At 66.7% G+C, this 12,776-nt stretch carries 15 protein-coding genes; 5 read left to right on the forward strand and 10 right to left on the reverse strand.

The genetic code is table 11. The features are described 5' to 3' along the window. The first annotated feature begins 16 nt into the window (after window positions 1–16). Entirely contained in the window at window positions 17–217 is a 201-nt protein-coding gene (locus AAIO73_RS08980) for a hypothetical protein (protein WP_345877455.1), read from the forward strand. An 89-nt stretch (window positions 218–306) separates the two neighbouring features. Beyond that, the gene (locus AAIO73_RS08985; RefSeq protein WP_345877456.1) at window positions 307–750 is read left to right on the forward strand and encodes a hypothetical protein; all 444 of its coding nucleotides are present in this window, start codon (window positions 307–309) and stop codon (window positions 748–750) included. Window positions 751–753: 3 nt separating this feature from the next. Here the strand turns inward: AAIO73_RS08985 and AAIO73_RS08990 are convergent, their stop codons facing one another. Continuing rightward, a complete protein-coding gene (locus AAIO73_RS08990) occupies window positions 754–1,752 on the reverse strand; it encodes a hypothetical protein (RefSeq protein ID WP_345877458.1) in 999 nt (332 codons plus the stop codon). Continuing rightward, complete coding sequence (locus AAIO73_RS08995; protein WP_345877460.1) at window positions 1,749–2,561, reverse strand: glycosyltransferase family A protein; 813 nt, start codon at window positions 2,559–2,561, stop codon at window positions 1,749–1,751. The genes AAIO73_RS08990 and AAIO73_RS08995 overlap by 4 nt, the downstream gene beginning before the upstream one ends. A 41-nt stretch (window positions 2,562–2,602) precedes the next feature. On the opposite strand from AAIO73_RS08995, the gene AAIO73_RS09000 reads away from it, so the two are divergent. After that, window positions 2,603–3,658, forward strand: coding sequence for a glycosyltransferase (locus tag AAIO73_RS09000; protein WP_345877462.1), 1,056 nt, complete (start codon window positions 2,603–2,605; stop codon window positions 3,656–3,658). After that, the gene (locus tag AAIO73_RS09005) at window positions 3,655–4,425 is read left to right on the forward strand and encodes a glycosyltransferase family 2 protein (protein WP_345877463.1); all 771 of its coding nucleotides are present in this window, start codon (window positions 3,655–3,657) and stop codon (window positions 4,423–4,425) included. The genes AAIO73_RS09000 and AAIO73_RS09005 overlap by 4 nt, the downstream gene beginning before the upstream one ends. 189 nt (window positions 4,426–4,614) lie before the next feature. Here the strand turns inward: AAIO73_RS09005 and AAIO73_RS09010 are convergent, their stop codons facing one another. From AAIO73_RS09010 to AAIO73_RS09040, 7 genes are all read right to left on the reverse strand, one after another. Then, a complete protein-coding gene (locus AAIO73_RS09010; protein ID WP_526023795.1) occupies window positions 4,615–4,788 on the reverse strand; it encodes a sulfurtransferase TusA family protein in 174 nt (57 codons plus the stop codon). A gap of 20 nt (window positions 4,789–4,808) precedes the next feature. Beyond that, window positions 4,809–6,182 carry a ribosome biogenesis GTPase Der gene (gene der / locus AAIO73_RS09015; protein WP_345877466.1) on the reverse strand — a complete coding sequence of 458 codons (1,374 nt, stop codon included), beginning with the start codon at window positions 6,180–6,182 and terminating at the stop codon, window positions 4,809–4,811. Window positions 6,183–6,414: 232 nt separating this feature from the next. Beyond that, window positions 6,415–7,746: a BamB-related PQQ repeat family beta-propellar protein gene (locus AAIO73_RS09020; RefSeq protein ID WP_345877468.1), complete on the reverse strand. Its 1,332-nt coding sequence runs from the start codon at window positions 7,744–7,746 to the stop codon at window positions 6,415–6,417. Between the two features lie 28 nt (window positions 7,747–7,774). Continuing rightward, complete coding sequence (locus AAIO73_RS09025; protein ID WP_242116757.1) at window positions 7,775–8,479, reverse strand: tetratricopeptide repeat protein; 705 nt, start codon at window positions 8,477–8,479, stop codon at window positions 7,775–7,777. 160 nt (window positions 8,480–8,639) lie between these two features. After that, window positions 8,640–9,500 (reverse strand): 3-methyl-2-oxobutanoate hydroxymethyltransferase, encoded by an 861-nt coding sequence (panB, locus tag AAIO73_RS09030; protein WP_345877469.1) that lies wholly within the window; start codon window positions 9,498–9,500, stop codon window positions 8,640–8,642. Between the two features lie 23 nt (window positions 9,501–9,523). Further along, window positions 9,524–9,964, reverse strand: a complete 441-nt coding sequence (locus AAIO73_RS09035) for a hypothetical protein (RefSeq protein WP_345877470.1) — start codon at window positions 9,962–9,964, stop codon at window positions 9,524–9,526. A gap of 66 nt (window positions 9,965–10,030) precedes the next feature. Next, window positions 10,031–10,387: an ArsC family reductase gene (locus AAIO73_RS09040; protein WP_345877471.1), complete on the reverse strand. Its 357-nt coding sequence runs from the start codon at window positions 10,385–10,387 to the stop codon at window positions 10,031–10,033. Between the two features lie 79 nt (window positions 10,388–10,466). On the opposite strand from AAIO73_RS09040, the gene AAIO73_RS09045 reads away from it, so the two are divergent. Next, a complete protein-coding gene (locus AAIO73_RS09045) occupies window positions 10,467–10,844 on the forward strand; it encodes a VOC family protein (protein WP_345877472.1) in 378 nt (125 codons plus the stop codon). 3 nt (window positions 10,845–10,847) lie between these two features. On the opposite strand, the gene AAIO73_RS09050 is transcribed toward AAIO73_RS09045, so the two are convergent. Then, window positions 10,848–12,596 carry a methyl-accepting chemotaxis protein gene (locus tag AAIO73_RS09050; RefSeq protein WP_345877474.1) on the reverse strand — a complete coding sequence of 583 codons (1,749 nt, stop codon included), beginning with the start codon at window positions 12,594–12,596 and terminating at the stop codon, window positions 10,848–10,850. Window positions 12,597–12,776: the final 180 nt, after the last annotated feature.

Raw genomic sequence — 12,776 nt, forward strand, 5'->3', positions numbered from 1 at the left:
GGAGCGAACGGCCGTTTTGGCGGTTTTCATCGCGCAAACGGTGATTATGTTGCGATGCGCCATGACTATTCCATTCGAAACGCTTCGCACGATGCTGCCGATGGCTGAACAGTTCGACCGCCTTTTGGCGATCGGTTGGGAGGATGTCGGCGGGGTCGTTTTGGCCGTGGGAGGCATCGTCTTCCTGACGGCGATCGGGGCACTGCGCTCGCGCTGACCCCCGCACGGCAATGATTGCCGTGTCGCAACATTTCCCCGGACGTGTGTTGGTCCCGGAAGAAAGGTAAGAGCTTCATGATCCGATCGATGACGGCCCTGTTGGCCGGAGCGATGGTGGCTGCGTGCGGAACGTCGGCCAATACCGTGCCGACCGAGAATGCGGCGGAGCGCGTCGACTTGCGTCATTTGGTCGAGACCGACGTGGCCGGCAACGGGATCGAACGCTATCCATTGGAAGGTACGGTGATCCCCACGCCTTCGGATGATCAGTCGCGTTACGAACTGCTCCGCCAGCGCAAGACCGCTGCTGGCACGACGATCGCGATCCTGCGCCAGCAGCGTGGCGACCGCTTCGTCTATGCTCGCACCGAACTGGATTGCGAACGCGACCTGTTCCATGTCGTCGGGGTCGCCGACACGCGTGCGCATGTCGAAACCAATGTCGCGCATGACGGGCCGCTGCGGTCGACGGCGGGTCTGCCACTGCGGCAGGAATTGTCGCGCTTCATCTGCCAACGCGCCGAAGCGTAACGGCTATTCGCCCGCCGGCGGCACGGCCGGCGTGGCGACCTCCGCCTCGAATGCCGGATCGGGAACCGCCTCGGGCAAGGTACCGCGTCGGCGTTCGAAGCTGGTAAGCAGGAAGAACAGGAGGTTGCTGCCCTGCGTCAGCGCACCGCCCGCCAGCAACAGCCCCGCCATCGCCGCGCGGGGGCCATCGATGATATGGCTCATCTCCAGCGCCGCTGACAGGAACAGCAGGTCGCGATTGGGCACGATCGGCAGGCGGCTGATGACCATCTGCACGGTCAGGAAGGTGACCCACACCGTCCACGCCTGCCCCGGTAACACCACCGCCCATTGCGTCGCCTGTAGCAGGACGACGACGAGGATGCGGGCGACGTGGATCGCCAGCACGGTGGCGGCCACCCGCCATGATACCGACAGTATCTGGCGGCGCAGACGCAGCAGCAGCGGCGTCAGGAAGGCGGCGACCAACAGGCCGGCAAGGATGACGCCCCCCGCCGAATGCAGCCAGTCGGCGATCCACTTCGCCCGACCGGTCGCCATGAAGACGATCAACAGTCCCGAGGTGATCGCTGCCGAGGCGAGTGCCGAGAGGATCGCATTGTCCTTGATCGCCAGCAGCAAGGTCTTCGACGCGATGCCGAGGCGCTGACGGGCCCAGACGAACAGATAGAGTTCGCCCGAATAGCCGACGAAGGCCGAGTTGAAGACCCGCTTGCGCACGAACACCGGCAGCGCGCCGGGCAAGGTCCGGCCGAGCAGGCGGCGGAAGATCCAGACCTCCGATACCGGCAACGCCATGAACATCACGACGAACAGGATGTAGAACCACGGCGTGCGCGGCAGCGCCGCGGCGACGTTGCTCCATCCGATCGCCCGGACCTTGAGCACCAGCCACAGCAGCACGCCGACGAAGAACAGCGCGCGAAAGACCTTGCCCAAGCGCGCCGCTGCCGGGGTCTGCGACCAGTCGTGCAGCCGCTGCCCGCGTTCGGCGAGGGTCAAGCGAATACTCCCGTACGACGCGAGTCGGCGACGAACGCTTCGAATGCGGCGCGGGTATCGGGATCGAGGCGGAAGCGCGAATGACGCCACTTGCCGCCGGGCAGCAGCGAACGCAGCGCATATTCGAGCGCGGCGGCGGGCGTGTTGCGCACCCGGCGTTCGAAATGGGTCCGCTCCCAGGTGTTCGACCCGTGAAAGGCGCGGACGAACAGGCCGGGCGCGTCGAGGACACCGATCCGGTCGAGTGGCCAATGGGCCAAAAAATCGGTATCCTCGCCGCGCCGCTTTTCGGGATAGCGCGCGGTCGAATCGGCGCGATGGACGATGCTGCCCGGTACGCCCGGTTCCAAGGTGCCGACATAGGGATGGTCGAACCAGTCGGGCGCGTCGAGATGCATCAGTGTGCCACGCAGGACGCAGGCATGCTTGCCCTGCGCCAGCACCGCGACCTGCCGCGCCAGCCGGTCGGGATGATACCAGTCGTCGTCATCCCATTGCGCGACGATGGTGCCGCGTGCGAGGTCGAGCGTCCGGTTGCGCAGGCGACCCAGCGTCGTCTCCGGGGTCTTTTCGACCCGGTCGTAAATCAGCCGGTCGGCGGGAATGTCGGCGAACAGCGGCGTATAATCCTGCTCGCCGTCATCGACTACCACCAGTTCGCGGTTTGCCCAGCGTTGCCGCAGAAAACAGTCGACCGCCCGCCGCGCCAGCGCGGCCCGGTTCGCGGTCACCATCACGCAGCTTACCCGCGCGCCGTCATCCGACCAGTTCATCGCCAGCGCCTTAGCCGCAGCATGCGCGATCGACAATCGGGTGGCGCTGTCGGCGATGCGCTGGTAGCCGGACGGCGATGCGGATCATCTTCGTCCTGACCTATCCCAGCCATCATGGCGTCGCCGATACCACCGAGTGGCTGCGCTGGGACAATCGCGACAAGCGGATGCCGGGTATTCTGACCGAACTGGGCGTCGAGAGCGAATTGTGGGCGTTGGCCCCTGCGCCGCTGAATACCGTCGTATCACTCGATGGGGTCGCGCCCTACCCCATCCGGCTGTTCGCGCCGTCCAACCCGGCGGCCAAGACCCGCGATCAGGTGAGCGACGCGATGATCGCCGCGGCGCGCGCCGATCCGGCCGACCTGTTCGTGTTGGTCGGCAGCAATGGCGGCGCCGGGTTCGACCTGTTCGACCGGGTATTACGACCCGAGCGGCGGCGGTTCGCAGTCATCATCGGCGGCGATTATTGGAGCCGGATCGTGCCGCATGCCGCCTTCGTCTTTCCCGAGACGTCGGTGCAGGAGGTGAAGCTGACCCGGCCAGGCTGGCGATTCTGGCGGCGGTCGGTGCCGGCGGCGCGGATGCAGCGGCTGCCCAAGACGATCGATACCGACCGCTTCGCGCCGATGCCGGCCGAGAAGCGGTATGACGTGATCGCGACCAGCCGGCTGAGCCCGTACAAGAAGTTCGACGAGATCGCGGCACTGGGCAAGACGATGCGGGTGGCGGTGATCGGCGACGGGCCGCAGGCGGCGGAACTGCGCGGGCGCTTCCCGCAGGTCGCATGGCTGGGACACGTACCCAATGGTCAGGTGCCCGCGATGCTGGCGCAGGCGCGGCTGTTCTTCCATGCCGGGCGGCGCGACTATTTCCCGCGCGCCATCCCCGAGGCGATGGCGTGCGGACTGCCGGTAGTGGCGTTCGACGACCGGATCGGGACCGACGTGATCCCGCCCGATTGCGGCCTGCTGGTCGGCGATGGCGATTATCGGCAGCGGGTGGCGGCGTTGCTGGCCGATCGCGATCGGCTCGACGCGATGGGCAGTGCGGCGCGGACGCATGCGGTGGCGACGCATGGGCGGCGATCGTCGGAGGCGGCGTGCCGGAAGCTGATTGAGGTGGCGGGGTGACCCGCTGGACCTTCGTCATCGCCTATTACAACGAGGCGGATTATCTGCCCGCGACGCTGGCCGCGCTAGCCAGGCAAACGGTGCCGTTGCGGCTGGTGCTGGTCGACAATGGATCGACCGATGGATCGGACGCGATCGCGCGGGGCTTTGTCGCGCCGGGGATCGAGGTGGTGAACCTGTCCGAAGCGCGGCCGGGGAAGATTCACGCGCTGGAAACAGCGATGGGCGAGCTGGCCACCGAGTTCTGCGCGTTCGGCGATGCCGATACGTGGTACCCGCCGCACTATCTGGCCGAGGCCGAGCGGGCCTTCGATGCCGATCCGGGGGTGGTGGCGGTCATGGCGCTTGGAGTCGATACGTCGGGGCAGAAGATCCGGCGGGCAATTTATGCGGGATTGGTCACGAAAATCCTCTCGAAGCAGACGCATACCGGCGGTTATGGACAGGCGTTCCGAACCAGAGCGCTGATCGAGGCGGGCGGTTTCTCCGAGAAGCTTTGGCCCTATGTCCTGCTCGACCATGAGGTCATGCAACGCGTCGCGAAGCTGGGTCGGGTGGTCTATCCGTTCCGGTTCTGGGCGAAGCCCTCTCCGCGCCGGTCCGACCGGCGGCGGGTGCGCTGGACGCTCGCAGAACGGCTCTTGTACCACGCGACGCCGTTTGCGGCGAAGGACTGGTATTTCTATCGCTTCCTTGGGCCGCGATTGAAGGCGCGAGGAATTACGCACCTGAATTTGCGGGATAAACCTTGGGAAGCGAAGCCGTAGGCCGGTCCAAAGTTCACAAAGTTCACACTCGTGCGCGTTTTGTGGCGTGGCGGGTTTGCCTTTGGGCGAGGCGCGCCGATGGTGAGAAAGAGCGCCAACCGGTATCGCACGGTCGGACGGTCGTAGGACAGCGCCGGCGCCCAACCTCTTCCGCACCCTCGCACAGGCGGGGGCGTGGCAGCGCGGACGTTACCGTTCAGCCCGGAACTGGCCTTCGCTTACGACCGCCAGCCTTGCCCCGACCGCTGCCGCCGCGCTTGCCAGTTCACCCCCTGCCTTGGGGTCGTCGGCCTCGATTTCCACCACCGTCGCCCCGTCGCGCAGTGCCCTGGCCAGACGAATCGCCGGCCACGGACAACGCATGCCGCGGGCGTCGATGCGGATCACTTGCTATGGTCGAAGGGGTTCTTCGGCGCCCGCAGGTTCAGACGCACCGGCACCGCGCCAAAGCCGAATTCCTTGCGCAAGCCGTTGACCAGATAGCGCTTATAGCTTTCGGGCAGCTGGTCGACACGGGTGCCGAACAGGACGAAGCTGGGCGGGCGGGTCTTGTTCTGGGTGATGTAGCGCATCTTGATGCGCTTGCCACCGGGTGCGGGCGGCGGGTTGGCCTCCAGCGCGCGGTCGAACCAGCGGTTGAGCTGGCCGGTCGAGACGCGGCGCCCCCATGCCTCGCGCGTTTCGAACGCGGCCTGCATCAGTACGTCGAGACCCTTGCCAGTCGCGGCAGAGACGGTCAGCAGCGGCACGCCCTTGGCCTGCGCCAGCCCTTCATCGAGCGCGCCCTTCACGCCATTGAACAGCGACGAGGCATGCTCGGCGATGTCCCATTTGTTGAGCGCGATCACTAGCGCCCGGCCCTCTTGCAGCACGCGATCGGCGATCTTGATATCCTGCAGTTCGAGGCCGCGGGTGCCGTCGAGTAGGAGCACCACCACCTCGGCGAAGTCGATCGCGTGGAGGGCGTCGGCCACGGAGAGCTTTTCAAGCTTTTCCTGCACCCGCGCCTTCTTGCGCATCCCCGCGGTGTCGATCAGCCGGACGGGGCGGACGCGGCCATCGGGGGCGGTCCAGTTCCAGTCGACCGCGATCGAATCGCGGGTGATGCCGGCCTCGGGTCCGGTGATGAGCCGGTCTTCACCGAGAAAGCGGTTGATGAGCGTCGATTTGCCCGCGTTCGGACGGCCGACGATGGCGAGCTTCAGGACCGCGGTTTCGGGGTCGTATTCGCCCTCTTCCTCGGGTTCGGGTTCTTCCTCGCGCTCGATATAAGGCTGGAGCGCTTCGAACAGGTCGGCGACGCCCTCGCCATGTTCGGCGGATAGCTGGACCGGATCGCCAAAGCCCAGTGCAAGCGATTCGAGCACGCCATTCTCGCCCGCGCGCCCTTCGGCCTTGTTCGCGACGAGCACCACCGTGCCGTCGGCGGAACGCAGCCAGCGGGCGATCTCCTCGTCCAGCGGGGTGATGCCGGCGCGCGCGTCGATCATGAACAAGGCGACATCGGCCATTTCGACCGCCGCCTGCGTCTGCATCCGCATCCGGCCCGGCAGCGTCGCGGCATCCTCATCCTCGAACCCCGCGGTGTCGACGATGGTAAAGTCGAGGCCGAGCAGCGTCGCCTGCCCTTCGCGGCGATCGCGGGTCACCCCCGGCTGATCGTCGACCAGCGCCAGCCGCTTGCCGACCAGCCGGTTGAACAGCGTCGACTTGCCGACATTGGGACGGCCGATGATCGCGACGACGGGTAAAGCCATGGGAATTCCTGGGGTGCGGGGTTGCCGCCGAGTGTAGGGGGTAAGGGAGGTTGGGTCGAGAACCGATCCCGTTCGTCCTGCGTAGCCGTGGAGCTTGTCGAAGCGGCGTATCGAAGGACATGGTACTGCCACGTACTTCGATACGGGTCTTCGACTTCGCTCAGCCCCTACTCAGCACGAACGGTAGGTAGCGGGGCGATCCCCGCCTGCGCGGGGATAACGGGGAACGATGTTACTTCCAGGCAGTCAGTTCGCCTGCATCATCGAGCAGGTACAGCACGCCGTTCGCCACGATCGGCGACAGGGTGTAGCCGGCCTTCGACCGGGTATCCTGCGTCGTGGTGATGCTGCCATCGGCGGTCGACACCGATACCAGCTGCCCCTGCGTATTGGCGAGGAGCAGGCGGTTGCCGGCAAGGATCGGGCCGACCCAGCCGATCGGGTTCTTGCGCTTCTTCAGGTTGCGGAAGCCGGGCAGTTGCTGGACCCAGCGCAGCTTGCCGCTGCCGCGCGAGATGCACAGCAGGCGGGCATCGTCGGTGACGACGAAGATCCACTCACCCGCGACCCACGGCGTCGAAATACCGGCGAGATTCTGTTCCCACAGCCGCTGGCCCGACGTCAGTTCGAGCGCGACCATGCGTCCGCCCTGCCCGACCGCATAGACGCGGCCATTGTCGATGACCGGTTCGGCGTCGATATCGGCCAGCGCCGACACCGAGGTCGAGGCCGAGGTGCGCGACAGGCTGTCGCCCCATACCGACCGGCCGTTTTCATAGCGATAGGCGTTGAGTTCGCCCGACGAGAAGCCGGCGACGACGGTGCCCTGTGCCGAGGCCGGGGCAGCAACGCCGAACACGCCCTGCGATTCGAGGCTGCCCGACTGAGTCCAAACCACCTTGCCATCGGCCTGATCGAGCGCGAACAGCTGGTTGTCCTGGCTGACGACATAGACCTGGTTGTTGGCGACGGTCGGGGCGCCACGCAGCGGGCCGCCCGGCTTGGCGCGCCACACTTCCTTGCCGTCCGCCGTGTCGAACGCGACGACATCGCCAAGGCCATCGGTGGCGAAGGCGCGGTTGCCGTCGACCGACACGCCGCCACCGAAGCGCGCGCGCGGATTCTCGTCACCCTTGACGGTGCGCGCGGTCCACACGGTCGCACCGGTATCGGCCGCCATCGCGGTGACCATGCCGTTGACGTCGATCACATAGAGCCGGCCATCGGCGACGACCGGCGCGGCGGCGAGGCGGGTGCGGGTATTGCCGCCCGCGATCCGCGCCGACCAGAGCTGGCTGAGCGTATCGCCCAATGCGACATGGCCCATTGACTTGGACGGATTGCCGCCGGGCTGCGCCCAGTTGGCGTTGGTTTCGGGCAGCGGCAGCACGACCTGCAGATTGGCGAGCGCGGGATCGACCTCCGCCAGATTTTCCGAGGCGAGGATCGGCACACGCTGTCCAACGATCGGGGTGCGCGCTGGGCCCTTGCCCTTCAAGGCGCCGCAACCGCCCAGCAGCGCCAACGCCGCGACCGCCGCCGAGAGTTTGAGATGCGTCTTCATCGAAGGGGTTCCGGAAACTGGAGAGAGGTTATTGCGCGGCGGTCTGGTTGGCCGACGCGTCGACCGCATCGACGCCCAGCGACCCGGCCATCTGCACCGCGCGCGCGCGCAGCGATTGCGGCACGCCATCGGTCTGCGCGATCAGGGCGAAGGTCTGGCCCGCCTGTTGCAGCTTGTTCTGACGGAGATAGGCGACCGCGACCATCTCGCCGGCGCTGCCGAGCCACGGGCTGCCCTTGTCGGCCAATCCGCGCAGCCGGTCGATGACCTGTTGCGGTTGCAGGCTGTCATATTCGACCGCGGTCTGGCGGACGAGCGCCATGTCGCGGAACGGCTGCGCCAGCGATTCGTCGGCAGCGACCTTACCGAAGGCGGCGGCCGCGCCCTTCTGGTCGTTCTTCGACAGCAGCAGGTCGGCCTGCGTCAGCAGCGCGGTGGCGCGCACCGCGTCGCGATCGGACGTGGTCAGCTTCGCGACCTCGGCCGTGCCCTGCGCGACGCGGCCCTGCGCGATCTCGTCGAGCGCGGTCGCGAGTTGCTCGCCCTGCTCGGCGGCGAGGCTGGTCTGGTGATGCTGCCACCATGTCCAGCCGCCGAACGCCGCCAGCGCCAGCAGCACCGCGGCGATGATCCACAGGCCATAGCGGCGGCCGATCGCCGACATCTGCTCGCGACGCATTTCGTCATCGACTTCGCGGATGAAGGCATCGTTGTTCTGCGGGGTCAACGCCAAGGGAACAGCTCCAGGGGATGGGTCAAGCGCGCTCCTTTAGCCGAGCGTCGATGGAAACGAAAGCGAATGGTCGCGGGGCGGCATGCCGGGGCGGGACCATGGCAGATCGAGGCTGTTCGGAGGATGAACGGGGAAAGGACCGCTCCACCCCGTGGCGACTTCAGCCCTTGGGCGCGTACAGCTGGTCCGGTCCGGGAAAGGCGCGCGAACGGACGTCGGTGGCGTAGGTCTCGACCGCTGTCGAGATGCGCCCGGCGATGTCGTCGAACGTCTTCACGAAGCGCGGAGTGCGTTCGAAGAAACCGAGCATGTCCTCGGCGACCAGCACCTGCCCGTCGCACTGCGCTGACGCGCCGATGCCGATCGTCGGCACCGATATGCGACGGGTGATGTCGATCGCGATCGGTTCAACCACACCCTCGATCACCACGGCGAAGGCGCCGGCTTCGGCGACGGCGACGGCATCGGCGACGATCTTTTCCGCCTCCTCCGGACTACGGCCGCGTGCGCCATAGCCGCCGAGCTGGTTCACCGCCTGCGGCGTGAGGCCGACATGACCCATGACCGGAATCCCGCGCTGGGAGAGGAAGGCGACGGTCTCGGCCATCGCCGTACCGCCCTCCAGCTTGACCGCGGCGGCGCCGGTCGCCTTCAGCAGCATCGCCGCGCTTTCGAACGCCTGCTGCGGACTGGCTTCATAGCTGCCGAAGGGCAAATCGATCACGACCAGCGCATGATAGCTGCCCCGCACCACCGCCGCGCCATGTGCCGCCATCATGTCGAGCGTGACCGGCACGGTCGAAGGCAGGCCGTAGATAACCTGCCCGAGGCTGTCACCGACCAGCAGCATGTCGCACTGCGCGTCCATCAGCTGCGCCATGCGCACGGTGTAGGCGGTCAGCATCACCAATGGCGTCCTGCCCTTGGCGGTGCGGATGGCGGGGATGGTCAGCCGTTTCATCGGCGCCGGGGTCGGCGTCGCGCGGCTGGTGGCGGTGTCGATGGTGAAGGTCGTGGACATGGCCGTCCCCTAGCGGACCGCCGTCAGCTAAGCCACCCACGGGCATCGGCATGCCGCGCCACCGCGACCTCCAACAATGCGACGGCAAGGATCGCCAGCGGGAACGGCACGACCGTCGCCGCGCCCTTCACCGCGATCAGATCGGTCGCGGCGAACACCCAGCCGAACTGAAGGACGATCGCTACCAGCGACACGACGAACAGGATCGTGGCGAACCGCCGCCGCAGCAGCAGCGCGATCCCGCCGAGCAATCCGCCCCATGTCGCCAGTCCGTAGATCCAGACGAACCAGCCGGGCAGCGCGAGAAAATAGGCGCGGTCATAGTCCGGCATCGCGGCCAGTTGATCCGGCCCGGTCGCGACATGGGCATAGAAGGCAGCGACCCCGGCCGCGCCCCACAAGGAGAACAGCAAGGCCACCGCCCGGAACCAAAGCGGCGTCAACCGGAACATCGTGGCAGCCATGTCTCTCCTGCAACCGAATCGCTGCGGTATCGCCATTGGCCCCCGCACGGACGGATGATAGCGCAATCAGCCGGCGGTCGACAATCGTTTCGCGTACTGATCAGGCTTGAAACCGACCTCGATCCAGTCGCCCGCCACCAGCACTGGACGCCGGATCATCGACGGCTGGGCAAGCATCAGATCGATCGCACGCCCGGCATCGAGGTCGGCCTTAGCGGCGTCGGGTAGCTTTCGGAAGGTGGTGCCCGATCGGTTGAGCAGCGCCTCCCAGCCGAGCGCATCTACCCAGCCGGCAAGCGTCGCGCGGTCGATGCCGGCCTTCTTATAGTCGTGGAAGCGATAGGCGATGCCATGCTCGTCGAGCCAGACGCGCGCCTTCTTCATCGTGTCGCAATTCGGGATGCCGTATAGAGTCGGGGTCACGGGGAGCCTCTTCGAAGCATAGCACGGTGCAGGTAGATCGACGCTGGAACGATCACAATATCGGTGCGATCATCCTGTCATGCTGCACCATGTCTCGCTCGGAACCTCGGACCTCGACCGCACCCGCCGCTTCTACGATCCGGTCATGGCGGTGCTGGGGCTGCGGCGGACGCTCGATGTGGCGGAGGCGGTGGGCTATGGTGCGGGGATCACGGTGTTCAGCCTGAACCTGCCCGCCGATGGCCAGCCGGCGCGTGCGGGCTACGGCACGCATGTTGCGTTCGAGGTCGAACACCGCGCGGCGGTCGACCGGTTTTTCGCGGTCGCGCTGGCGCAGGGTGGCAGCGGCGACGGGCCGCCGGGGCTGCGGCCCGAATATGACGCGCATTATTACGCGGCGTTCGTTCGCGACCCCGACGGCAACAAGATCGAGGCGTTGACCTTCGCCGCCGGCTGAGCGCTACGCCGCCGCGCGCAGGTTGCGCGGCTGGTCCCAACCGGTCTCTTCCGCAACGCTGAAGCGCGCGACGTGATGGGTGAGCGCCTCGGCCTCGCTGGCGAGGCTGCGGGCGGCGGCGGTGGCTTCCTCGACCATCGCCGCATTCTGTTGTGTCACCGCGTCCATTTCGCCGACGGCGATGTTGACCTGTTGCAGCCCGGAGGATTGTTCGTCGGCGCCCCGCGCAATTGTCGCCACCAGATCGGCGATCTCGGCGATGCGCCCGACGATGCGTTCGAGCGCGCCGCCGGTCTCGCCGACCAGGTTGACGCCGATCTCGACCTGGCTGCCGCTGGCAAGGATGCGGGCCTTGACGTCGTTGGCGGCGTCGGCGGAGCGTTGCGCCAGCGCACGGACCTCGTTGGCGACGACGGCAAAGCCCTTGCCGGCGTCGCCGGCCCGTGCCGCCTCGACCCCGGCATTCAGCGCCAGCAAGTTCGTCTGGAACGCGATGCCGTCGATCACGGTGATGATCTCCGAAATCTCGTCCGAGGCGCGCTTGATGCCGCTCATCGCCGTCACCGCTTCTCGCACGATGCGCACGCCGTCCTCGGCATCGCCGCGCGTGGCGGTCATGGTGGTGTTCGCCTGTGCCGCGCCCGCAGCGGTGCGGCGCACGGTGGCAGTGATCTGGTCGAGCGCGGCGGCGGTCTCCTCTAGGCTCGCCGCCTGTTGCTCGGTACGGCGCGACAGGTCGTCGGACGCGGTGCTGATCTCGGTCGCGCCGGTGCGGATGCCGCCGGCCGAGCGCGTGACCGAGCGCATCGCATCGGCGACCGCCGCCATCGCCGAGTCGAAATCGCTGCCGATCTTGGCGAAGGCACCGGTCAGCCGACCGCCGATCCGCGTGTCGAGCCGTCCGCTCGCGAGCGAATCCAGTCCCGATCCGACCGTCGCGACGACCCGCTGCTGCTCGGCCTCGCGCTCGGCGGCGACGATCGCGGCACCGCGGAAGGTTTCGAGCGCGGCAGCCATCTCCCCCACCTCGTCGATGCGCTCACGACCCGGGATCGGGGTCGCGGTGTCGCCGCTGGCAAGGGCACGCATCCGTGCCGACAGCGCCTCGACCGGCTGCGAGATCGAGCGGCCGATGCGGTAGGCACAGAAGGCGACGATCAGCAGCACGACCAGCGCGAGCGCGCTTTGATACAGCGCCGCGCTCCACACCGCCGCATTGACGCGGTCGAGATACACGCCGGACCCGATCACCCAGCCCCATGGCGCGAAACCGGCGACATAGGACAGTTTCGGTTCGTCATGGCTCTTGTCCGGAGTCTTCCACAGATAGCGGACGAAGCCGGCGCCGTGCGTCTTCACGACCTGCGCCATTTCGACGAAATGCGCCTTGCCGGTGGCGTCGCGATTGTTGGTCAGATCGGTATTGTCGAGTTCGGGCTTGGTCGGGTGCATCAGCATCGTAGGATGCAGATCGTTGACCCAGAAATATTCCTTCCCTTCGTAGCGCATTTCCTTGAGCGTCGAGAGCGCGGCCCGCTGCGCGTCGGCCCGGCGCATCCGGCCGGCGACTTCCTCGCTGTGATAATGCGCCACGACCGATCGGGCGGTTTCGACCACCTGCCGGGTGTTGCGTTCGATATCGTCCTGCATGATCGCCGATGTGCGGAAAATGCTGATGCAGAGCAGCGCAATCAGTCCGAGCGCCGCAACGACGCCGATCAGGTTGATACGGCCACGGACCTTCAATGTCATGAAATCGCCCTTTCCTTTCATCGTGATGTGCGCGGAAATACTGAAAATCCCGTTTATTCCTTCGCCACTTCCGCCGATCGGTTCGGGTGCGACACGGAAATCGGCACCGTGCATCGCTTCCGGCCATTGACGCCCTCAGAACGTGCCGATAGTCTCTGCGAATGAGTATCAATAGCGAGG

The sequence above is a fragment of the Sphingomonas epibiotica genome (assembly GCF_039615155.1).
Lineage (GTDB): Bacteria > Pseudomonadota > Alphaproteobacteria > Sphingomonadales > Sphingomonadaceae > Sphingomonas.

Excerpts from the sequence above, each read along its gene's own strand:
- AAIO73_RS08985 (WP_345877456.1), top strand. The coding sequence starts at position 307 with ATGACGGCCCTGTTGGCCGGAGCGATGGTGGCTGCGTGCGGAACGTCG.
- AAIO73_RS09000 (WP_345877462.1), top strand. The coding sequence starts at position 2,603 with ATGCGGATCATCTTCGTCCTGACCTATCCCAGCCATCATGGCGTCGCC.
- AAIO73_RS09010 (WP_526023795.1), bottom strand. The coding sequence starts at position 4,788 with ATGCGTTGTCCGTGGCCGGCGATTCGTCTGGCCAGGGCACTGCGCGAC.
- der (WP_345877466.1), bottom strand. The coding sequence starts at position 6,182 with ATGGCTTTACCCGTCGTCGCGATCATCGGCCGTCCCAATGTCGGCAAG.
- AAIO73_RS09020 (WP_345877468.1), bottom strand. The coding sequence starts at position 7,746 with ATGAAGACGCATCTCAAACTCTCGGCGGCGGTCGCGGCGTTGGCGCTG.
- panB (WP_345877469.1), bottom strand. The coding sequence starts at position 9,500 with ATGTCCACGACCTTCACCATCGACACCGCCACCAGCCGCGCGACGCCG.
- AAIO73_RS09035 (WP_345877470.1), bottom strand. The coding sequence starts at position 9,964 with ATGGCTGCCACGATGTTCCGGTTGACGCCGCTTTGGTTCCGGGCGGTG.
- AAIO73_RS09045 (WP_345877472.1), top strand. The coding sequence starts at position 10,467 with ATGCTGCACCATGTCTCGCTCGGAACCTCGGACCTCGACCGCACCCGC.
- AAIO73_RS09050 (WP_345877474.1), bottom strand. The coding sequence starts at position 12,596 with ATGACATTGAAGGTCCGTGGCCGTATCAACCTGATCGGCGTCGTTGCG.